This is a genomic window from Citrobacter sp. MGH 55 (assembly GCF_016906145.1).
GTDB classification, from domain to species: domain Bacteria; phylum Pseudomonadota; class Gammaproteobacteria; order Enterobacterales; family Enterobacteriaceae; genus Citrobacter_A; species Citrobacter_A amalonaticus.
The window spans coordinates 1269730-1291074 of record NZ_CP070239.1; the positions used below are offsets into that span (position 1 = coordinate 1269730).

Genomic DNA, 21345 nt, shown 5'->3' on the forward strand with positions numbered 1-21345 from the left:
CTTACTACGCGACAGCGAACATCACGTACAGACCCAGACCTACAGCGATCATCGGGATAGCATCCACCAGACCCATAACGATAAAGAACTGAGTACGCAGCAGAGGAATCAGATCAGGTTGACGCGCTGCGCCTTCCAGGAATTTACCCCCGAGGATGCCGATACCGATCGCAGCACCGATTGCCGCCAGACCCATCATCACAGCGGCAGCCATGTACAGCAGATCCATATTCAGGTTTTCCATGACAGTCTCCAGTTTGTTTCAGTTAAAACGTAGTAGTGTTGGTAAATTAATGCTCTTCAGACGCCATCGACAGATAGACGATCGTCAGAACCATGAAGATGAAGGCTTGCAGCGTAATAATCAGGATGTGGAAAATGGCCCACGGCACATTCAGGATCCACTGTGACCACCACGGCAACAGACCAGCAATCAGAATGAAAATCAGCTCACCGGCATACATGTTGCCGAACAGTCGCAGACCGAGAGAAACCGGTTTAGACAGCAGACTTACCCCTTCAAGGATTAAGTTGACAGGGATGAACGCCCAGTGATTGAACGGCTGCAGCGTCAACTCTTTCGCGAAGCCACCGATGCCTTTCATTTTGATGCTGTAGAACAGAATGAGGATAAATACGCCGAGCGCCATAGACAGGGTAACGTTCACGTCAGCAGACGGAACCACGCGCAGTGCAGGCAGACCGAAGATATGCTCGCCGATGTACGGCAGCAAGTCGATTGGCAGTAAGTCCATCAGGTTCATCAGGAATACCCAGACGAAGATCGTCAGGGCCAGTGGTGCAATCAGCTTGCTTTTGCCATGGTACATGTCTTTCACGCTACCATGCACAAAGCCGATTATCAGCTCAATCGCGGTCTGAAACTTGCCTGGTACGCCGCTGGTCGCCTTTTTGGCCACGCTGCGGAACAAAGCCAGGAACAACAGACCCAGCACCACCGAGAAAAACATGGAGTCAATATTGAGCGTCCAGAAGGTGGCTGGGGGGTTATGCGGATCCACCAGCGAGAATGTACGCAGGTCCAACTGAAGGTTGTTCAGATGGTGTCCTATGTAATCCTGCGGCGTCATATTTTCTGAAGCCATGATGCCTTTTACCCTTTGTTGTTAATTACAGCCGGCGCCAGTATCTGAACCACCAGCACCAAAACCCACGTAACGATCAGCGGCAAAAATACCGCCTTGAAAACCGCCAGCGCCACCACCAGCAAAATCAGCATCGCTAACACCTTAAAGGCTTCGCCGAAGGCGAACGTCCAGGCCACTCGGCCTTTAGCAGGTGTATGCGCCTGGTGACGCCAGGCAAATATCATAAACAACACGTTAGGCAGAAAGACTGCCATACCTCCGCATATTGCGGAAGTGCCCCAGAAGAGGTCTTTGAGGCTGAACAGCAATCCACTTGCTACTACCGCCAGAAACTGAATGAACAGAAGCTTACGAGCAACGTTTCGACTCAAGAGCGACACAGACATCACGTTTTTAACTCCTGCTCCCTTCGAGGTATGCCGCGTGTCGTATAAAACGTTCTTTGAGGCTTAGAGTCAAGCATCAAAAAGCGGTCAAATTATACGGTGCGCCCTCGTGATTTCAAACAATAAGTAGCTAAAAGGTGAATAAATGTTTAAATATTTTTCCCTGGCCCACATTTATGACTTTTAGCCAAACTGTGAACGATCATGCAAAACTGCAAATAGCGCGTAAACACTGGTGTTAAAGCGTGCTTCAGATCACATATTGAGCATATTCGCCCCGACGGTATTTATTTACTTGGCAAATGATGCCTTTTCAACTTTCTGATATTTAAGCCTAAAATCACTCACTCTTTTAAAAACGACCGATTACATCTCAAAAACCAACCATTGACATTTTTAATAAAAATTCAACACTCGAGAGTGATTCTACGCCTGGATTTTTAGCAGCCTGATATTTTCAGTGTTGACTAATTTTGTCTTTAGCCAAAAAAGCCACGTTGCCCTGTTGATAATAGACAGTAAATGTGGCGTTAAGTGTGACGACTTATATCGGCAAAAATGTCTCAGTGTTTTAACAATAAAAAGACCGATTTTTCTCTATTTTTTTTGATAAATATTAAATTTTGTTTGGCTTAATCACCACCAGATGGCGCTCACCTTCCAGATGCGGAACCTGCAGTTTAACTACCGATTCAACACAAAACGCAGGAGGAAGCGACGCTATTTCGTCTTCCGGTAGCTGGCCTTTCAGCGCATAAAAACAGCCCTTCTCGCCCGGAAGGTGGTGACACCAGCTCACCATGTCATTGAGTGAAGCGAACGCCCGGCTGATCACGCCATCAAACGGTGGCTCTGCGGGAAATTCTTCCACGCGACTTTGCACTGGCGTGATGTTAGCCAGCTTCAGCTCATGCTGGACCTGACGCAGGAAACGCACGCGTTTACCCAGACTGTCGAGCAGGGTGAAATGCGCTTGCGGACGCACAATGGACAACGGAATGCCCGGCAACCCCGGTCCAGTTCCGACATCAATAAAACGCTCACCCTGCAAATGCGGTGCCACGATAATACTGTCGAGAATGTGACGAACCAGCATCTCGTTGGGATCCCGCACAGAGGTCAGGTTGTACGCTTTGTTCCATTTGTGCAGCATTTCAACATACGCAATCAGCTGATTTTTCTGGTGATCAGTAAGCGAAATGCCGGCGTCTGCCAGCAGGCGTGAGAGTTTGTTGAGCACGGTGATTACCTGTTTTAACTAATTTGCCCGGTAAGCAATGCGCCACCGGGCAACGTTCAACACATTAAGCGCTGCGGCGCAGCATACCCTGTTTTTTCAGCCACACCAGCAGAATGGAGATAGCGGCAGGCGTGACGCCAGAGATGCGCGATGCCTGGCCGATCGAAACCGGCTTGTGATCGTTTAGCTTGGCAATCACTTCGTTCGACAGGCCAGATACCTGGCGGTAATCCAGCGTGGCAGGCAGCAGCGTGTTTTCATTGCGCAGCTGTTTTTCAATCTCATCCTGCTGACGAGCGATATAACCTTCGTACTTCACCTGGATTTCAACCTGCTCAGCAGCCTGCGCGTCTTCCAGTGCGGGGGCAAACGGCGTCAGGGTCGTGAGCTGTGCATAGGTCATTTCCGGACGACGCAGCAGATCTTCACCACTGGCTTCACGAGACAGCGGCGCAGTAAGGTGAGCATTCACTTCGTTGGCCGATTCCGCCGCAGGCGTCACCCAGGTAGATTTCAGGCGCTGGCGTTCGCGTTCGATGTTCTCCAGCTTCTCGTTGAAGCGAGCCCAACGCACGTCATCCACCAGCCCCAGTTCACGCCCCATTTCGGTCAGACGCAGATCGGCGTTGTCTTCGCGCAGCATCAGACGGTATTCGGCACGCGAGGTAAACATGCGGTACGGTTCTTTGGTGCCCAGCGTGCACAGGTCGTCGACCAGTACGCCGAGATAGGCCTGAGAACGTGCCGGTGCCCACCCCTCTTTGTCTGCGGACAGACGCGCGGCATTGAGCCCTGCAAGCAGGCCCTGGGCAGCAGCCTCTTCGTAGCCGGTGGTACCGTTAATTTGTCCGGCGAAGAACAGGCCCTGGATAAATTTGCTTTCCAGCGTCGGTTTCAGGTCGCGCGGGTCGAAAAAGTCATACTCAATGGCATAACCCGGACGGACGATTTTCGCGTTCTCCATCCCTTCCATTGAGCGGACAATCTGCATCTGCACGTCGAAAGGCAGGCTGGTGGAGATCCCGTTCGGGTAAATTTCATTTGAGGTAAGCCCTTCCGGCTCCAGGAAGATCTGGTGCTGGTTACGATCGGCAAAGCGCATCACTTTATCTTCGATCGACGGGCAGTAACGTGGCCCGATCCCTTCGATCACGCCTGCATACATCGGGCTACGATCGAGGTTATTACGGATCACGTCATGGGTTTTCTCGTTGGTATGCGTGATATAGCACGGCACCTGTTGTGGGTGCTGGGCAGCATTGCCCATGAACGAGAAGACCGGCATTGGGTTGTCGCCATGCTGCTGCGCCAGCACGCTGAAATTAATCGTGCGTGCATCGATACGCGGCGGAGTGCCGGTTTTAAGACGGCTTACGCGCAGCGGCAGTTCGCGCAGACGGCGAGAGAGCGGAATGGACGGCGGATCGCCAGCACGGCCACCGCTGTAATTATCCAGACCAATATGAATTTTGCCGTCAAGGAAAGTTCCAACGGTCAACACTACCGCTTTGGCGCGGAATTTCAGCCCCATCTGGGTCACTGCGCCAACGACACGATCGTTTTCAACAATCAGATCTTCAACCGCCTGCTGGAAGATCATCAGGTTGGGTTGGTTCTCCAGCGCGGTACGCACCGCCTGACGGTACAGCACACGATCCGCCTGAGCACGGGTAGCGCGAACCGCCGGTCCTTTGCTCGCGTTTAGTATCCTAAACTGGATACCTGCATGGTCGATTGCTTGTGCCATCAGCCCGCCGAGCGCATCCACTTCTTTTACCAGGTGTCCCTTCCCAATACCGCCAATCGCCGGGTTGCAGCTCATCTGCCCCAGCGTGTCGATATTGTGTGTCAAAAGCAGGGTTTGTTGACCCATACGCGCTGCGGCCATCGCGGCCTCAGTGCCTGCATGACCCCCGCCAATGATGATGACGTCAAAAGGATCCGGATAAAACATGGTGATTGCCTCGCATAACGCGGTGTGAAAATGGATTGAAGCCCGGGCGGTGGATTCTACTCAACTTTGTCGGCTTGAGAAAGACCCCGGGATCCTGGCTATTAAAAAGAAGATCTTTTTATTTAGAGATCTGTTCTATTGTGATCTCTTATTAGGATCGCCATTGGCTGTGGATAAGCCGGATCCCGGTATTAAGATCAATACCTTGGTAAGGATCATTAGCTGTGAATGATCGGTGATCCTGGTCCGTATAAGCTGGGATCAGAATGAAGGGTTATACACAACTCAAAAACTGAACAACGGTTATTCTTTGGATAACTACTGGTTGATCCAAGGTTCCTGACAGAGTTATCCACACTCGATCGCACGATCTTTACACTTATTTGAGTAAATTAATCCAGGATCCCAGCCAGGCTTCAGCCGGATCTTCCGGAATATCGTGTTCAAGGATGTTGATCTTCAGCGTTTCGCCGATCTGTCTGGCTCCGGAATGCTTCAGTTCAGCTTCGATCTTCTCGATAGCGCCACAGAAGGTGTCATATTCGCGACTGCCGATACCGATCGCGCCGAAACGAACCTGCGACAGATTTGGTTTTTGCGATTGAAGATCTTCATATAAAGGAACAAGGTTATCCGGAATGTCTCCCGCACCGTGCGTGGAGCTGATGACCAGCCAGATCCCGGAGGTAGAAAGATCCTCTAACAGCGGGCCGTGCAGGGTTTCAGTAGAAAAACCGGCATCTTCCAGCTTTTCAGCCAGGTGTTCTGCAACATATTCAGCGCCGCCGAGGGTGCTGCCGCTAATAAGAGTTATGTCAGCCATACAAGCCCATCCTGTTAAAGAAGGGCTATTGTACGCTGTGAGTGAGCTGGGATCTACCTGTGGAAAAATGTGGGATTAAAAAAGGCGATCACGGCTTGATGGTACGCATAATCGGGTTTTGCAGGACGATCAACGTCTCGGTGGACTGAATTTCATCAATTGTTTGGATCTTGTTGATAAGTACATGCTGGAGGGCATCGATCGACCGGCACATGACCTTAATAAAGATGCTGTAGTGGCCGGTGGTGTAGTACGCCTCAGTGACTTCATCCAGGCTTTCCAGTCTGGCCAACGCCGAAGGATAGTCTTTGGCGCTTTTGAGAATGATGCCGATAAAGCAGCCGACGTCATAACCGAGTTGCTTCGGGCTGACGTCAATGCGCGCACCGGTGATGATCCCCGCCTGTTTCATTTTCTCCACACGCACGTGAATGGTCCCCGGACTGACGCCAAACTGTTTTGCCAGTTCGGCGTAGGCGGTACGGGCATTTTCCATTAAGGCATCAAGAATGCCGCGGTCCAGATTGTCGATCTGATAATTTTCCATCGCTTTTTCTTATGTGTATTAATGATTCACTCTATTTTAGCGGTTAATTTTAATGAATCAAAATTGAATACGGCTTTTTGTTTGTTGATTATTGAATATTGCCCCCATTTTGTTGCTTAATCATAGGCAACAGGACGCAGGAGTAAAAAAATGAAAACCGCTTACATTGCCAAACAACGCCAAATTAGCTTCGTGAAATCTCACTTCTCTCGTCAACTGGAGGAGCGTCTGGGTCTGATTGAAGTCCAGGCACCGATCCTCAGCCGTGTAGGGGATGGCACGCAGGATAACTTGTCGGGCTGTGAAAAAGCGGTGCAGGTGAAAGTGAAAGCGCTGCCAGATGCCCAGTTCGAAGTGGTTCATTCGCTGGCGAAGTGGAAGCGTCAAACACTGGGACAACACGACTTCAGCGCTGGCGAAGGGCTCTACACGCACATGAAAGCCCTGCGCCCGGATGAAGATCGTCTCTCCCCGCTCCACTCAGTGTATGTCGATCAGTGGGACTGGGAACGCGTGATGGGCGACGGTGAGCGTCAGTTCTCCACTCTGAAAAGCACGGTAGAGGCTATCTGGGCGGGAATTAAAGCGACCGAAGCAGCGGTAAGCAAAGAATTTGGTCTGGCACCGTTCCTGCCAGAGCAGATCCACTTTGTTCACAGCCAGGAATTACTGAGCCGTTATCCGGGTCTTGATGCAAAAGGTCGTGAACGTGCGATCGCCAAAGAGTTAGGTGCGGTCTTCCTGGTGGGGATCGGCGGTAAGCTCAGCGATGGCCACCGCCATGACGTTCGTGCGCCGGACTATGATGACTGGAGTTCCGCATCCGAGTTGGGGTATGCCGGTCTGAACGGCGATATTCTGGTCTGGAACCCGGTGCTGGAAGATGCGTTTGAACTCTCTTCCATGGGCATCCGTGTCGATGCCGACGCGCTGAAACATCAGCTTAAGCTTACCGGTGATGAAGATCGTCTGAGTCTGGAATGGCACCAGGCGCTGCTGCGCGGTGAAATGCCGCAGACTATCGGCGGCGGCATTGGTCAGTCGCGCTTAACCATGCTGCTGCTGCAACTGCCGCACATTGGTCAGGTTCAGTGCGGCGTATGGCCTGCACAGGTCCGTGAAAGCGTTGCTTCGCTGCTGTAATCTTATCGCCGCCAGCGTCTGAGCAGGCGGCTTCGCATCCCGGTATCAAAGCGCCAGATATGATCGAAAATGCGCATGATGCCGGGTTTGCCATGTGCTGACATCGCCACCGCGTGAAAGCGATGTTGATGAGCCCGCTGCAGCTCTCCGACTTTACTCACCACTTCGTCAGGCAACCGCTGGGCGATAAAATCTGAAATCACCACCGCATCGGCATCAAACCACTCTCGTCCCTGCATGCGTTCAATAATGGCGCGAAAACAGCTGGCGATATCCGTACCGCCGCGAAAGCGTTGGCTCAGAAAGCGGATAGCCTGCTCAATGCCTTGTGGGCCGGAAAGCTCATAGCGCACCACTTCGGTGGAAAACAGCATGATGAAGCAACGACGGTTATCGGCAAGGGCAATGCGCATCAGGGCCAGGCAAAAGGCCTTTGCGCACTGTTCATTAAAGCCCCCCATTGAGCCGGAGGTGTCAACGCACACAATGAACGGCCCGCGCGGCTGTTCATCGAAATCCTGATGAATCACCGGTCGTTCAGTGACCTTCTCGCGCCAGGCTTCACCGTGCAGACGATAAGTGAGCAGTTGTTTTTCCACCAGCCGCCGGTAGAACTCATATTCCAGTTCTGTTATGCCGAGCGTGGCCAGTTCCGGTGGCAACAGACGCAGAATATCGTCACTTTGCTGAATACCATCAACCTGCTCAGGCACCGTGGCGGGCTCGCGCACCAGCGTGCGAAAGGTCTCCATCGGCGCATCTTTTCGCGGAACGGATTTGGCTTCTCTGGAACGCCCCAGTTGCTCTGCCAGTCGCATCAACTCCGGCTGTTCGCGCAGAAAATCACCGTACTTAACGATCAGTTGATAATCACCGCGTCTGAGCTGACCGGCGCTCATATCCCACAGGCGGCCTGCGGCGGTTTCGTTTTCTGCCAGAACCGGATCCAGTTGCCCGCTCAGGGTCATTCGTTCCTGAACTTCACTCAGTAACTGCTCACGCTCCTCTTCAAGCAATTGCTGATTAAGCGTGGTGGTCTGCACCACCAGACTTAAGCGCCAACGCTGTAAAAAGAGCGTATGCAGAGCGGGGGTGAATATCGTGTTGCTGTCCACCAGTTGCTGCGCCTGTCCGGCATACGGCGAGTGCAGCCGGTGTAATAGCGTCAATATTTGCGGAAGCTGGACGATGAACTGCGCGGTAGAGAGAAGCTGGCTCTGCTGGTAGCACATCACCTCTTCCGTCAGCTCAGGCGGTACGCGTGCATCTTTAAGCCGCCGACGAAGCGCTTCGCGCCAGCGCGGTAGATCGTCCGTGATTGCCGCTTTCAGACGGGGAAATTTTTCAAAAAAGACCGCCAGCTGTGGCGAGGCCAGCAGCGCGAGGATCATCTCTTCGATCATCCCCTCTTCACTGACGGCTAACATGACATTGAGTGTATCCAGTGTCAGCATTGTTGCGCCTGACGGATCTGCTCACCGACATCCTGAAGGCTGGCCTCAATACGACCTAACCAGTCGCTATGAATAAACAGGCACTTTTGCTGTTCGCTAAAGCGGGTATGCTGCTGGCGCCAGTCGTTTTCCAGCGCCTCCAACTGCTGCTTGATTTCGCCGGGCATGGCTTCTTCCGACGAACCAGGAAGCGCCAGTCGCGTGCCCTGTAGACTCACATCGCGCACAACCAGATGCTGGGCGCTATCGACTACCATATTCAGCGTCTGAGCAAACCCGATCCCGTTGAGTTTGCCGCGGATCTCGCCCCCTTTCGCCAGCCATTGCTCCAGCGCGCTGCGATCAAAAGCGATGTGGATCACTTCCATATCATGCAATTTCAAGGGTTTTTGCAGAAGTAGTGTCAGAGTTGTCGCAGTGACCTCCGCGGGCAAATCGTAATGCGGACGACGGCTGAACATGCCCCCCTGACGCAGCACGGTAAACGCGGTTTTATCGCTTTGTTGTTGCTGCAACTGAATGCGTTGTTGGACGATACCGCCGAGGCGTGTCAGCATGGTTTGCTGTTGCCAGGCGTGTCCGGTCATCAATATTTCGAGCTGTTGCTGCATCAGGTTCAGGCTCTGGGCGTCGTACCACAGGCAGTCCTTTAGCAGAATGAGATCGATAGGGGCAACGGCGTCACGCCCGCTAAAGAAGGCGCTGGCCTGTAACAGACGAATCGCTTTTTTCCAGCGACGGTCTGAGACGTAAGGCGCATTCGGCAGATTATCCAACTGCTGGCGCAGCGTAAAAATCAGCTCAAAAACATGATCGGGCAGCGTAATTGCGCCAATGTCTTTCTGCCAGCGGTAATACTCTTCATCGCTCACCTGTAGTGAGGCGGGAACCGGGTTTTCGCTTTCGTCCTGTTGGCTTACCAGCAAGGAGCGAAAGTTAGCTTTGTCCTGCACTTTGTCCAGCCACAGACGGATCAGCATACGGTCGTACAGCGCTTCCAGACTGCTGTCTGCTTCCGGTAGTTCGTTGGAGGCGGCCACCAGCAGGCGCATAGGGATTTTTTCTTCGTGCGCGCCGTTGCGAAAGTGACGTTCGTTAATCGCAGTCAGCAGGGTATTGAGGATTGCCGGACCCGCTTTCCAGATTTCATCAAGAAAGACGATTTCCGCTTCGGGAAGATAACCGGCGGTTAAGCGTTCGTAACGACCTTCATCTTTAAGCGCCTGAATAGAGAGTGGGCCAAAAACCTCTTCCGGCGTGGAAAAACGCGTCATCAGATATTCAAACGCCCGCGCATTCTGGAAGGCAAATTTCAGCCGACGGGCAATCAGGCTTTTGGCGATCCCTGGAGGGCCAAGTAAGAAAACGCTTTCGCCGCTCAGGGCGGCCAGCAGGCAAAGCCGAATGGCGTGACTGCGCTCATAGAGACCTTTTTCCAGCGCGCTGCTCAGGCGGGAAATTCTTTCCGCTAATAAATGTGGGTGAGCCATAATAGAGTGGCGTCCTTTCATAAATGTACTGCGTTAACAGCGAGTATAGACGTTTCGGTTCACAGGCTGAACTTGTTCGGGAGGCTGTTTATTTTTCTTTGAGCCAGGTTAATCTGGTCTCATTTAGGGGTACGATTTTGCTTGGAATCGTGCATACTGTGCGCTTTTTGTGGGCCAAGGGACTACGCACACATTTCTTTATATATGAAAGACTAGTCTATGAGCACTGATAATAAGCAATCATTGTCTGCGATTACCCTCGCAGCCATTGGGGTTGTCTACGGTGATATTGGTACCAGCCCACTTTATACACTTCGTGAATGTTTGTCCGGTCAGTTTGGTTTTGGCGTTGAACGCGATGCCGTTTTTGGTTTTTTGTCGCTGATTTTCTGGCTACTCATCTTTGTTGTTTCGATTAAGTATCTGACTTTCGTCATGCGTGCTGATAACGCTGGTGAAGGGGGGATCCTGACCCTGATGTCGCTGGCGGGTCGTAATACCTCCGCGCGAACGACCTCTATGCTGGTCATCATGGGCTTAATCGGCGGCAGCTTTTTTTATGGTGAGGTGGTGATCACCCCGGCCATTTCGGTCATGTCGGCCATTGAAGGTCTGGAGATTGTTGCGCCGCAGCTGGATACCTGGATTGTCCCGCTGTCGATAATCGTCCTGACGCTGCTGTTTATGATTCAGAAGCACGGTACCGGGATGGTGGGGAAGTTATTTGCGCCTATCATGCTGGCCTGGTTTTTGATTCTGGCCGTGCTTGGCCTGCGCAGCATTATTGCCAACCCCGAAGTGCTGCAGGCGTTGAACCCGATGTGGGCGGTGCATTTCTTTCTGGAATATAAAACCGTCTCCTTTGTTGCGCTTGGCGCGGTGGTTCTGTCGATTACCGGTGTCGAAGCGCTGTATGCCGATATGGGGCACTTTGGTAAGTTCCCCATCCGTCTGGCGTGGTTCACCGTGGTACTGCCTTCGCTGGTGCTCAACTACTTTGGTCAGGGCGCGCTGCTGTTAAAGCATCCGGAAGCGATTAAAAACCCGTTCTTCTTGTTGGCGCCGGACTGGGCGTTGATTCCGCTGCTGATCATTGCGGCGCTGGCGACGGTGATCGCCTCTCAGGCGGTGATTTCAGGCGTCTTCTCGCTGACGCGTCAGGCGGTTCGCCTGGGATATCTGTCGCCCATGCGTATCATTCATACGTCAGAAATGGAGTCCGGGCAGATCTACATTCCGTTCGTCAACTGGATGCTTTATATCGCAGTGGTCATTGTGATTGTCAGCTTCGAACACTCCAGTAACCTGGCGGCGGCGTACGGGATTGCCGTGACCGGCACGATGGTGCTGACCTCGATTCTCTCAACCACAGTGGCGCGTAAAAACTGGCACTGGAATAAGTACTTCGTGGCGCTGATTCTCGTCGCGTTCCTGTGTATTGATATTCCATTGTTCTCGGCAAACCTCGACAAACTGCTGTCTGGTGGTTGGTTACCGTTATCGCTGGGTCTGGTGATGTTCACTATCATGACTACCTGGAAGAGTGAACGTTTCCGCCTGCTGCGTCGTATGCATGAGCACGGTAATTCTCTGGAAGCGATGATTGCCTCGCTGGAGAAATCCCCGCCGGTACGCGTGCCGGGAACTGCGGTATATATGTCTCGCGCGCTGAATGTGATCCCCTTTGCTCTGATGCACAATCTCAAGCACAACAAGGTATTGCATGAGCGAGTGATCCTGCTGACGCTGCGGACTGAAGATGCGCCGTACGTGCATAACGTCCGTCGTGTGCAGATTGAACAGCTTTCGCCAACCTTCTGGCGCGTCGTTGCCAGTTACGGCTGGCGTGAAACGCCGAATGTTGAAGAAGTCTTCCATCGCTGCGGTCTGGAAGGGTTGAGTTGCCGGATGATGGAAACGTCGTTCTTTATGTCGCACGAGTCGTTAATCGTCGGCAAACGCCCCTGGTATTTGCGTCTGCGTGGCAAGCTGTATCTGCTTCTCCAGCGTAACGCGCTGCGCGCGCCTGACCAGTTTGAGATCCCGCCTAACCGCGTGATTGAACTGGGGACACAGGTCGAGATTTAACGTGCTCATCCAGCCGGGCAGCGCAACGCTTGCCCGGCATTTTTCTTCCCGTCCAGCTCTGCTTTGTCTCTCTTTCCATTTCACTTAGCGAAACGTTTCGACGGTGATCACAAATCTGTTACGAAATGATGGTTATTTGCTCACTTCTCAGACTACACTCAATACCAGCGAAACGTTTCGCTAGTGGAGTAAGAAAATGAAGAAAGGCACTGTACTCAATTCAGAGATTTCATCGGTGATCTCCCGTCTGGGGCATACCGATACGCTGGTGGTGTGTGACGCAGGTTTACCCATCCCGAACAGAACTACGCGTATTGATATGGCATTAACCCAGGGCGTACCTTCTTTTATGCAGGTACTGGATGTGGTGACCCGTGAAATGCAGGTTGAGTCGGCCATTCTCGCGACGGAAATTAAACAACATAATCCGCAGCTCCACGAAACGTTGCTCAGCCATATCGAGCAACTGCAACAACACCAGGGAAATACCATAGAAATTCGTTACACCACGCATGAACAATTTAAAAAACAAACCGCAGACAGTCAGGCGGTAATTCGCAGCGGGGAGTGTTCCCCGTATGCGAATATCATTCTCTGTGCTGGCGTCACTTTCTGAGGCTGTCATGGACGCATTACTGCAACTCAAAGGGATCGATAAAGCGTTCCCTGGCGTGAAAGCGCTATCCGGCGCCGCACTCAATGTTTATCCCGGCCGCGTGATGGCGCTGGTGGGGGAAAATGGTGCCGGCAAATCCACCATGATGAAAGTGCTGACCGGTATCTATACCCGTGATGCGGGTTCGCTGTTGTGGCTGGGTAAAGAAACCACCTTTAATGGCCCTAAATCGTCCCAGGAAGCCGGTATCGGCATCATCCATCAGGAACTTAACCTGATCCCACAGCTCACCATTGCGGAAAATATTTTCCTCGGCCGCGAATTCGTTAACCGCTTTGGCAAAATTGACTGGAAGAAAATGTATGCCGAAGCGGATCTCCTGTTAGCTAAACTCAATCTGCGCTTTAAGAGCGACCGCCTGGTTGGTGAATTGTCGATTGGCGACCAGCAGATGGTCGAGATCGCCAAAGTGCTGAGCTTTGAGTCGAAAGTCATCATTATGGATGAGCCAACGGATGCGCTCACCGATACCGAAACCGAATCCCTGTTCCGCGTGATCCGCGAACTGAAGTCGCAGGGGCGCGGTATTGTCTATATTTCTCACCGCATGAAAGAGATCTTCGAGATTTGCGATGACGTGACCGTTTTCCGCGACGGGCAGTTTATTGCCGAACGTGAAGTGGCCTCGCTGACCGAAGACTCCCTGATAGAGATGATGGTGGGACGTAAGCTCGAAGAGCAGTATCCGCGCCTGGATAAAGCGCCTGGCGACATCCGTCTGAAGGTCGATAACCTGTGCGGACCCGGTGTGAACGATGTCTCTTTTACTCTGCGTAAAGGTGAAATATTAGGGATCTCGGGCCTGATGGGAGCCGGGCGTACCGAACTGATGAAGGTTCTGTATGGCGCGCTGCCACGCACCAGTGGTTATGTCACGCTCGACGGGCATGAAGTGATCACTCGTTCTCCGCAGGACGGACTGGCGAACGGTATCGTCTATATTTCTGAAGACCGCAAGCGCGACGGTTTAGTGCTCGGTATGTCGGTAAAAGAGAATATGTCGCTGACCGCGCTGCGCTATTTCAGTCGCAGCGGCGGCAGTCTGAAGCATAAGGATGAGCAACAGGCGGTAAGCGATTTTATCCGCCTGTTCAACGTGAAGACGCCGTCGATGGAACAGGCTATCGGTCTGCTGTCCGGCGGCAACCAGCAGAAAGTGGCGATTGCCCGTGGGCTGATGACCCGTCCGAAGGTGCTGATCCTCGATGAGCCTACCCGCGGCGTGGACGTGGGGGCTAAGAAAGAAATTTATCAGTTAATTAACCAGTTTAAGGCCGACGGCCTGAGCATCATTCTGGTCTCCTCTGAGATGCCAGAAGTATTAGGCATGAGCGATCGCATTATCGTCATGCATGAAGGGCATCTCGGCGGTGAATTCACTCGCGAGCAGGCCACCCAGGAAGTTCTGATGGCTGCCGCTGTAGGCAAGCTTAATCGCGTGAATCAGGAGTAAAAAAGATGACTACCCAGGCTGTTTCTGGTCGCCGTTATTTCACCAAAGCGTGGTTGATGGAGCAGAAGTCGCTCATTGCCCTGCTGGTGCTGATCGCGATTGTCTCGACGTTGAGCCCTAACTTTTTTACCGTCAATAACCTGTTCAACATTCTTCAACAGACATCCGTGAACGCCATTATGGCGGTGGGGATGACGCTGGTGATCCTGACATCGGGTATCGATCTGTCTGTCGGTTCCTTGCTGGCGCTCACCGGCGCGGTGGCGGCTTCAATTGTAGGGATTGAAGTTAACGCGCTGGTGGCCGTTGCCGCTGCCCTGGCATTAGGTGCCGCTGTTGGCGCAGTCACAGGTGTGATTGTGGCGAAAGGCCGCGTGCAGGCGTTTATCGCCACGCTGGTCATGATGCTACTGCTGCGCGGCGTGACGATGGTGTACACCAACGGGAGTCCGGTTAATACGGGCTTTACCGATAATGCCGATCTGTTTGGCTGGTTCGGTATCGGTCGTCCGTTGGGGGTTCCAACGCCGGTCTGGATCATGGGTATTGTTTTCCTGGCGGCATGGTACATGTTGCACCACACTCGTCTGGGTCGCTATATCTATGCGCTGGGCGGTAACGAAGCGGCAACGCGTCTGTCTGGCATTAGCGTCAGTAAAATCAAGATTATCGTCTATTCACTGTGTGGGCTGCTGGCATCGCTGGCGGGTATCATTGAAGTGGCGCGCCTCTCCTCTGCCCAGCCGACTGCCGGTACGGGCTATGAGCTGGATGCCATCGCAGCCGTTGTGCTGGGTGGGACCAGTCTGGCGGGCGGCAAAGGTCGTATTGTTGGGACCTTGATCGGCGCATTAATTCTGGGTTTCCTCAATAATGGTTTGAATTTGTTAGGTGTTTCCTCCTATTACCAGATGATCGTCAAAGCGGTGGTGATTTTGCTGGCGGTACTGGTAGACAACAAAAAGCAGTAACAACGACTACAGGACATCTTAAATATGAACATGAAAAAACTGGCTACCCTGGTTTCTGCTGTTGCGCTAAGCGCCACCGTGAGCGCGAACGCAATGGCGAAAGATACCATTGCGCTGGTGGTCTCCACGCTTAACAACCCGTTCTTTGTCTCGCTGAAAGACGGGGCGCAGAAAGAGGCTGACAAGCTGGGTTACAACCTGGTGGTACTGGATTCTCAGAACAACCCGGCGAAAGAGTTGGCGAACGTTCAGGATTTAACCGTACGTGGTACTAAAATTCTGCTGATCAACCCGACGGATTCCGACGCGGTGGGTAACGCAGTGAAGATGGCGAACCAGGCGAATATCCCGGTGATTACCCTTGACCGCCAGGCAACTAAAGGTGACGTCGTCAGCCATATCGCATCTGATAACGTGCTGGGCGGGAAAATCGCCGGTGATTACATCGCCAAAAAAGCCGGTGAAGGCGCAAAAGTCATTGAACTGCAAGGTATTGCCGGGACTTCCGCGGCGCGTGAGCGTGGTGAAGGTTTCCAGCAGGCCGTTGCGGCACACAAATTTAACGTTCTGGCCAGTCAGCCGGCAGATTTCGACCGCACTAAGGGTCTGAACGTCATGCAGAACCTACTGACTGCGCATCCGGACGTGCAGGCTGTTTTTGCACAGAACGATGAAATGGCGCTGGGTGCGCTGCGTGCTCTGCAAACCGCAGGTAAATCTGATGTGATGGTGGTCGGATTTGACGGTACGCCTGATGGCGAAAAAGCGGTAAATGATGGCAAACTGGCTGCGACTATCGCACAGTTACCGGACCAGATCGGCGCGAAAGGCGTTGAGACAGCGGATAAGGTGCTGAAAGGCGAGAAAGTTCAGGCCAAATATCCAGTTGACCTGAAGCTGGTCATCAAGCAGTAACTGGCGATTCAGGCGACCGCGTGTCGCCTGAGGGACTAGATATAAAGAAAAGTGTGGCATACGCCACCGGGTAATACCGGTGGCGATCTCAGATGGACACCCCGAACATGAAAACCGCAGGCAGTCTTGTCGTTCTAGGCAGCATTAATGCCGACCATATCCTGAACCTTGAAACATTCCCTACGCCAGGCGAAACCGTCACCGGAAATCACTATCAGGTGGCTTTTGGCGGTAAAGGGGCGAATCAGGCGGTGGCTGCGGGTCGCAGTGGGGCAAATATTGCGTTCATTGCCTGTACGGGCGATGACGATATCGGAAGTAACATCCGTAAACAGCTTGTCAGTGACAACATTGACGTCGATTCGATCAGTGTCATTAGCGGTGAGTCCACCGGCGTGGCGCTGATTTTTGTGAACGGCGACGGTGAAAACGTTATTGGTATCCATGCTGGCGCTAATGCGGCGCTTTCCCCTGCATTCGTTGAGGCGCAGCGTGAGCGCATTGCTCAGGCATCTGCATTGTTGATGCAACTGGAGTCGCCGATAGAAAGCGTGTTGACGGCCGCGAAGATCGCAAAGCAAAACAATACGATTGTGGCGCTGAACCCGGCTCCGGCGCGTGAGTTATCCGACGAACTGCTGGCGCTGGTGGATATCATCACCCCCAACGAAACCGAAGCGGAAAAGCTGACGGGGATCCGTGTCGAAACTGATGCAGACGCAGCGAAAGCATCCCAGGCGCTGCATGCAAAAGGCATTCGTACCGTCTTGATTACATTAGGAAGCCGGGGTGTCTGGGCCAGTGTGAATGGCGAAGGCAGTCGGATACCTGGATTTAAAGTTGACGCTGTCGATACTATCGCTGCGGGCGATACCTTCAACGGCGCGCTGATCACCGCTCTGCTGGAAGAAAAACCGTTGTCTGACGCAATCCGCTTTGCGCATGCCGCTGCGGCAATTGCGGTGACCCGTAAAGGAGCACAGCCTTCCGTGCCGTGGCGTGAAGAAATTGAGGCGTTTTTAGGTCAGCAGAGGTAACGCTTGGCTACCATGAAGGATGTTGCCCGCCTGGCGGGCGTTTCCACTTCAACCGTTTCGCATGTCATTAATAAGGATCGCTTTGTCAGTGAAGCGATAACTGAAAAAGTCGATGCGGCGATCAAGTCATTAAATTACGCCCCTTCTGCGTTGGCGCGCAGCCTGAAGCTGAATCAGACGCGCACCATCGGCATGCTGATTACAGCGAGTACCAACCCTTTTTATTCCGAACTGGTGCGTGGCGTTGAGCGCAGCTGTTTTGAACGCGGCTATAGCCTGGTGTTATGCAATACTGAAGGCGATGAGCAGCGCATGAACCGTAATCTGGAAACCCTGATGCAAAAGCGGGTGGATGGTTTACTGTTGCTCTGTACCGAAACACACCAGCCATCGCGTGAGATCATGCAGCGCTATCCTTCTATCCCTACTGTTATGATGGACTGGTCGCCTTTTGATGGCGATGGGGATAGCGATCTTATTCAGGATAACTCGTTGCTTGGCGGCGACCTGGCTACACAGCATTTGATTGATAAAGGCTTTACCCGTATTGCCTGCATTACCGGGCCATTGGATAAAACCCCGGCGCGATTGCGTCTGGAAGGGTATCGCGCAGCGATGAAGCGTGCCGGGCTGAATATCCCGGACGGTTACGAAATTACCGGTGATTTTGAATTTGGCGGTGGGTTTGAGGCCATGCAGAAACTGCTTTCGCATCAACATCGGCCCCACGCTGTGTTTACCGGCAATGATGCCATGGCCGTCGGCGCCTATCAGGCGTTGTACCAGGCCGGATTGCGAATTCCGCAGGACATGGCGGTGATTGGCTACGATGACATCGAACTGGCGCGTTACATGACGCCGCCGCTTACCACGATTCATCAGCCGAAAGATGAACTGGGTGAGCTGGCCATCGATGTTCTGATTCATCGGATGGCGCAACCCGCCCTACAACAGCAGCGTTTGCAACTTACTCCTGTTTTGATGGCGCGGGGTTCCGTGTAGGTTTGTGTCGCTCTTTGATCAGGTTGCGGCCATCTTTGGCTCTCAGCAACATGAACATCAGGGCTGACACGATCGTAATCGCACCCATCGTTATAAAGGTGTAGTGGAACTGTTCGACCGTATTGGTTCCTTCCATCCCTTCATAGATGCGTAACACCGCCGCGCTTATCGCTACCCCTAAACTGATGGACAGTTGTTGCGTAACGGCCAGTACGCTGTTGCCACTGCTGGCGTTATCATCGGTCAGATCGGCCAGCGTAATGGTGTTCATTGCGGTGAATTGCGTCGACATCGCCATCCCGAGAATGAATAACGGCAGAATCAACATCCAGACGGGCATGGCGGGAGATTGCAGAGAAAACTGCGCAATCATCAATCCGATAAAGACCGTAATGCCCACCAGGGTGGTTCGATAACCCAGACGGCGCAGTACCTGCGTCACCATCGACTTCGCCAGTATTGAACCCAGCGCGGTGGGCGCCATCATGCAACCGGCAATCAGCGCCGGAAAGCCAAATCCTACCTGTAGCATCAATGGCATCAGGAACGGCACACATCCTGTTCCCAGACGGGTTGCCAGGTTACCGGAAATGCCGACGGAGAAAGTGCGGGTCTTAAACAGTGACAACGAAATAAGCGGGGTGGGATGGCGTCGCGCATGACGATTATAAGCCAGCAGTAACACAATACTCAGCAGAATAATGGTCAGTGCTATCCAGGTGGCGACAATTTTCTCGCCAAATAACTCCATCCCGCTGGAAAAGAGCACCAGACTCAGGCCGAAAAGAAAGAAGCCAGTCATATCAAATTTGCGCCGAGGGGTGGTGAAGTTCGGCATATATTTGCGCGCATATAAAATACCGGCGATTCCTATCGGAATATTGATCAGGAAAATCCAGTGCCAACTGGCCCAGGTGACGAGAACGCCTCCCAGTACGGGACCCAGAATGGGGCCGACCAGTCCAGGCATCGTCACAAAATTCAGCACCGGCAGCAGTTCACTGCGTGGGTAAGCTCTTAATAATGCCAGGCGAGCAACAGGCATCATCATTGCGCCACCAATCCCCTGAATCACGCGAAAGATAACCAACTCCGGTAACGTACTGGAAAGCGCACAGGCGAGTGAGCCGAGCGTGAACAAACTCACAGCGATCATGAATACGCGTCGGGTACCAAAGCGATCGGCCAGCCATCCGCTCACCGGAATTAGCATGGCTACCGTCAGGGTATAGCTGATAATCGCGGACTGCATTGCCAGCGGGGAGCGATTGAGACTCTGGGCAATGGCGGGTAAAGCGGTATTTAGAATAGTGGCGTCCAGTGCCTGCATGAAGAAAGCCATTGCCGCTATCCACGGCAATCCGGCCATACTGCGTGCTTTTTTGTTGGTCATGCACAATCCTGGTTATTTTCTGGACGTTCATTTGGGGCGAACAGTAGCGCCTGACAGGCCTTAAACGCACCGTCACCGTCGCTTTGTGCAATGGCATCGACAATCGCCTGATGCAAATCCAGCTTCACAACGGTGTTATAGGTGATTGAATTAAAATAGGTATGGTAGACAGAATGAAACAACGAGGCAAATGAGGTTAAGAACGGGTTCGCGCTCATTTCATAAATGTGTTCATGCCAGGCCATGTCCACTTCAATCCAGCGCTCGCGCTTAAAGTTCTTTTTCAGCGCCACCATCTCTTCCATTAATGTATTTAGATGCGCTTTTTGTTCTGCGGTACCGATTGTTGCCGCCAGCGAGCACGCCTGAGGCTCCAGGCTAATACGCATCACCAGAAAGTGTTCGATAACCTGCTGAAAATTCTCTTCAGTCATCCACCAGGTGAGTAATTCCTGATCGAGGAAATTCCAGTTTGCCTGTGGCATCACTCGGGTGCCAATGCGAGGGCGCGGCAGCACCATCCCTTTGGCCGTTAATGTTTTAACTGCTTCCCGAACGGCGGTCCGACTCACACCAAACTGTTCGCCAAGCTCAATTTCGCCAGGAAGAATGGCACCAGGGGCATATGCACCTTTGAGGATCTGCTGCGCCAGCTTCTCTGCCAGGACATAGGAAAGGTTTTTCTGTGCAGCCAACTGTTGTGCGCTTAAAGGCATGACTCTTTGTCCTTTATCTTTTTCTTACTCATTAGTATGCCACCAGGAAGTGTGATTGCGGCTGCAAAAACAGCAAAACGCTTATTTTATGGCACGTTAATACCTGTTTTGGTGAAAAAAAGAACACTCGGAAAATTATTTTAAATTTCCCCTTGTCAGCCCGAAATAACTCCCTATAATGCGCCTCCACTGACACGGAACAACGGCACACAAGCCGCCGGGTCAGCAGGGTTCTTCGGTGAAAACCAGTGACGAACACCGACAGAGAAAAGCGAAATAAATGCTTGACTCTGAAGCGGGAAAGCGTATTATGCACACCCCGCGCCGCTGAGAAAAAGCGAAGCGGCACTGCTCTTTAACAATTTATCAGACAATCTGTGTGGGCACTCAGAGTGACATGGATTCTTAACGTCGCAAGACAAAAAATGAATACCAAGTCTCAAAGAGTGAACACGTAATTCATTACGACGTTTAATTCTAGGAGCATCAAACTTAAATTGAAGAGTTTGATCATGGCTCAGATTGAACGCTGGCGGCAGGCCTAACACATGCAAGTCGAACGGTAACAGGAAGCAGCTTGCTGCTTCGCTGACGAGTGGCGGACGGGTGAGTAATGTCTGGGAAACTGCCCGATGGAGGGGGATAACTACTGGAAACGGTAGCTAATACCGCATAATGTCGCAAGACCAAAGAGGGGGACCTTCGGGCCTCTTGCCATCGGATGTGCCCAGATGGGATTAGCTTGTTGGTGAGGTAACGGCTCACCAAGGCGACGATCCCTAGCTGGTCTGAGAGGATGACCAGCCACACTGGAACTGAGACACGGTCCAGACTCCTACGGGAGGCAGCAGTGGGGAATATTGCACAATGGGCGCAAGCCTGATGCAGCCATGCCGCGTGTATGAAGAAGGCCTTCGGGTTGTAAAGTACTTTCAGCGGGGAGGAAGG

19 protein-coding genes and 1 rRNA gene (1 of these 20 only partly in view) are annotated in these 21345 nt (G+C 52.6%); 9 read left to right on the top strand and 11 right to left on the bottom strand.

What is annotated here, in order from left to right; all coding sequences use genetic code 11:
• Positions 1-4: 4 nt before the first annotated feature.
• The 7 genes from atpE to asnC form a co-directional block, all read right to left on the bottom strand.
• Positions 5-244 carry a F0F1 ATP synthase subunit C gene (gene atpE / locus JTI98_RS05050; protein WP_000429386.1) on the bottom strand — a complete coding sequence of 80 codons (240 nt, stop codon included), beginning with the start codon at positions 242-244 and terminating at the stop codon, positions 5-7.
• A 46-nt stretch (positions 245-290) separates the two neighbouring features.
• Complete coding sequence (gene atpB, locus JTI98_RS05055) at positions 291-1106, bottom strand: F0F1 ATP synthase subunit A (protein WP_042998755.1); 816 nt, start codon at positions 1104-1106, stop codon at positions 291-293.
• Positions 1107-1114: 8 nt separating this feature from the next.
• Positions 1115-1495, bottom strand: a complete 381-nt coding sequence (gene atpI / locus JTI98_RS05060; protein WP_042323565.1) for a F0F1 ATP synthase subunit I — start codon at positions 1493-1495, stop codon at positions 1115-1117.
• Between the two features lie 616 nt (positions 1496-2111).
• Positions 2112-2735, bottom strand: a complete 624-nt coding sequence (gene rsmG, locus JTI98_RS05065; protein WP_042998756.1) for a 16S rRNA (guanine(527)-N(7))-methyltransferase RsmG — start codon at positions 2733-2735, stop codon at positions 2112-2114.
• A 64-nt stretch (positions 2736-2799) separates the two neighbouring features.
• On the bottom strand, positions 2800-4689 hold the full coding sequence (gene mnmG / locus JTI98_RS05070; protein ID WP_216081998.1) for a tRNA uridine-5-carboxymethylaminomethyl(34) synthesis enzyme MnmG: 1890 nt from the start codon (positions 4687-4689) through the stop codon (positions 2800-2802).
• A 379-nt stretch (positions 4690-5068) separates the two neighbouring features.
• Entirely contained in the window at positions 5069-5512 is a 444-nt protein-coding gene (gene mioC / locus JTI98_RS05075; protein ID WP_044327106.1) for an FMN-binding protein MioC, read from the bottom strand.
• An 88-nt stretch (positions 5513-5600) separates the two neighbouring features.
• Positions 5601-6059: a transcriptional regulator AsnC gene (gene asnC / locus JTI98_RS05080; RefSeq protein ID WP_042323573.1), complete on the bottom strand. Its 459-nt coding sequence runs from the start codon at positions 6057-6059 to the stop codon at positions 5601-5603.
• Positions 6060-6209: 150 nt separating this feature from the next.
• Here asnC and asnA point away from each other — a divergent pair, with 150 nt between their 5' ends.
• Positions 6210-7202 (top strand): aspartate--ammonia ligase, encoded by a 993-nt coding sequence (asnA, locus tag JTI98_RS05085; protein WP_044268167.1) that lies wholly within the window; start codon positions 6210-6212, stop codon positions 7200-7202.
• Between the two features lie 2 nt (positions 7203-7204).
• Here the strand turns inward: asnA and viaA are convergent, their stop codons facing one another.
• Both viaA and ravA read right to left on the bottom strand, forming a co-directional pair.
• Positions 7205-8656: an ATPase RavA stimulator ViaA gene (gene viaA / locus JTI98_RS05090; RefSeq protein WP_216081999.1), complete on the bottom strand. Its 1452-nt coding sequence runs from the start codon at positions 8654-8656 to the stop codon at positions 7205-7207.
• Positions 8650-10146: an ATPase RavA gene (gene ravA, locus JTI98_RS05095; protein ID WP_216082000.1), complete on the bottom strand. Its 1497-nt coding sequence runs from the start codon at positions 10144-10146 to the stop codon at positions 8650-8652. The genes viaA and ravA overlap by 7 nt, the downstream gene beginning before the upstream one ends.
• Positions 10147-10365: 219 nt before the next feature.
• Between ravA and kup the strand changes: the two genes are divergently transcribed.
• The 7 genes from kup to rbsR all read left to right on the top strand — a co-directional run bounded on the left by kup (position 10366) and on the right by rbsR (position 18288).
• Positions 10366-12234, top strand: coding sequence for a low affinity potassium transporter Kup (gene kup / locus JTI98_RS05100; RefSeq protein ID WP_042998762.1), 1869 nt, complete (start codon positions 10366-10368; stop codon positions 12232-12234).
• A 196-nt stretch (positions 12235-12430) separates the two neighbouring features.
• Positions 12431-12850 (top strand): D-ribose pyranase, encoded by a 420-nt coding sequence (gene rbsD / locus JTI98_RS05105; RefSeq protein WP_042998763.1) that lies wholly within the window; start codon positions 12431-12433, stop codon positions 12848-12850.
• Positions 12851-12857: 7 nt separating this feature from the next.
• A complete protein-coding gene (gene rbsA / locus JTI98_RS05110; RefSeq protein ID WP_044327109.1) occupies positions 12858-14363 on the top strand; it encodes a ribose ABC transporter ATP-binding protein RbsA in 1506 nt (501 codons plus the stop codon).
• Between the two features lie 5 nt (positions 14364-14368).
• The gene (gene rbsC, locus JTI98_RS05115; protein WP_042998765.1) at positions 14369-15334 is read left to right on the top strand and encodes a ribose ABC transporter permease; all 966 of its coding nucleotides are present in this window, start codon (positions 14369-14371) and stop codon (positions 15332-15334) included.
• Between the two features lie 24 nt (positions 15335-15358).
• Positions 15359-16249: a ribose ABC transporter substrate-binding protein RbsB gene (rbsB, locus tag JTI98_RS05120; protein ID WP_042998766.1), complete on the top strand. Its 891-nt coding sequence runs from the start codon at positions 15359-15361 to the stop codon at positions 16247-16249.
• 107 nt (positions 16250-16356) lie between these two features.
• Positions 16357-17286: a ribokinase gene (gene rbsK / locus JTI98_RS05125; protein WP_044256214.1), complete on the top strand. Its 930-nt coding sequence runs from the start codon at positions 16357-16359 to the stop codon at positions 17284-17286.
• A gap of 3 nt (positions 17287-17289) precedes the next feature.
• A complete protein-coding gene (gene rbsR / locus JTI98_RS05130) occupies positions 17290-18288 on the top strand; it encodes a ribose operon transcriptional repressor RbsR (RefSeq protein ID WP_080343289.1) in 999 nt (332 codons plus the stop codon).
• Here the strand turns inward: rbsR and mdtD are convergent.
• Together mdtD and JTI98_RS05140 are read right to left on the bottom strand one after the other, a co-directional pair.
• Positions 18254-19681, bottom strand: coding sequence for a multidrug transporter subunit MdtD (gene mdtD / locus JTI98_RS05135; RefSeq protein WP_216082001.1), 1428 nt, complete (start codon positions 19679-19681; stop codon positions 18254-18256). The genes rbsR and mdtD overlap by 35 nt on opposite strands.
• Positions 19678-20397: a FadR/GntR family transcriptional regulator gene (locus tag JTI98_RS05140; RefSeq protein WP_042998769.1), complete on the bottom strand. Its 720-nt coding sequence runs from the start codon at positions 20395-20397 to the stop codon at positions 19678-19680. The genes mdtD and JTI98_RS05140 overlap by 4 nt, the downstream gene beginning before the upstream one ends.
• A gap of 494 nt (positions 20398-20891) precedes the next feature.
• Here JTI98_RS05140 and JTI98_RS05145 point away from each other — a divergent pair.
• Positions 20892-21345, top strand: a 16S ribosomal RNA gene (locus JTI98_RS05145); it runs 1088 nt beyond the window's last position.

Coding starts and splice junctions, on each gene's coding strand:
- atpE (WP_000429386.1), bottom strand. CDS start 244: ATGGAAAACCTGAATATGGATCTGCTGTACATGGCTGCCGCTGTGATG.
- atpB (WP_042998755.1), bottom strand. CDS start 1,106: ATGGCTTCAGAAAATATGACGCCGCAGGATTACATAGGACACCATCTG.
- atpI (WP_042323565.1), bottom strand. CDS start 1,495: ATGTCTGTGTCGCTCTTGAGTCGAAACGTTGCTCGTAAGCTTCTGTTC.
- mnmG (WP_216081998.1), bottom strand. CDS start 4,689: ATGTTTTATCCGGATCCTTTTGACGTCATCATCATTGGCGGGGGTCAT.
- mioC (WP_044327106.1), bottom strand. CDS start 5,512: ATGGCTGACATAACTCTTATTAGCGGCAGCACCCTCGGCGGCGCTGAA.
- asnC (WP_042323573.1), bottom strand. CDS start 6,059: ATGGAAAATTATCAGATCGACAATCTGGACCGCGGCATTCTTGATGCC.
- asnA (WP_044268167.1), top strand. CDS start 6,210: ATGAAAACCGCTTACATTGCCAAACAACGCCAAATTAGCTTCGTGAAA.
- viaA (WP_216081999.1), bottom strand. CDS start 8,656: ATGCTGACACTGGATACACTCAATGTCATGTTAGCCGTCAGTGAAGAG.
- ravA (WP_216082000.1), bottom strand. CDS start 10,146: ATGGCTCACCCACATTTATTAGCGGAAAGAATTTCCCGCCTGAGCAGC.
- kup (WP_042998762.1), top strand. CDS start 10,366: ATGAGCACTGATAATAAGCAATCATTGTCTGCGATTACCCTCGCAGCC.
- rbsD (WP_042998763.1), top strand. CDS start 12,431: ATGAAGAAAGGCACTGTACTCAATTCAGAGATTTCATCGGTGATCTCC.
- rbsA (WP_044327109.1), top strand. CDS start 12,858: ATGGACGCATTACTGCAACTCAAAGGGATCGATAAAGCGTTCCCTGGC.
- rbsC (WP_042998765.1), top strand. CDS start 14,369: ATGACTACCCAGGCTGTTTCTGGTCGCCGTTATTTCACCAAAGCGTGG.
- rbsB (WP_042998766.1), top strand. CDS start 15,359: ATGAACATGAAAAAACTGGCTACCCTGGTTTCTGCTGTTGCGCTAAGC.
- rbsK (WP_044256214.1), top strand. CDS start 16,357: ATGAAAACCGCAGGCAGTCTTGTCGTTCTAGGCAGCATTAATGCCGAC.
- mdtD (WP_216082001.1), bottom strand. CDS start 19,681: ATGACCAACAAAAAAGCACGCAGTATGGCCGGATTGCCGTGGATAGCG.
- JTI98_RS05140 (WP_042998769.1), bottom strand. CDS start 20,397: ATGCCTTTAAGCGCACAACAGTTGGCTGCACAGAAAAACCTTTCCTAT.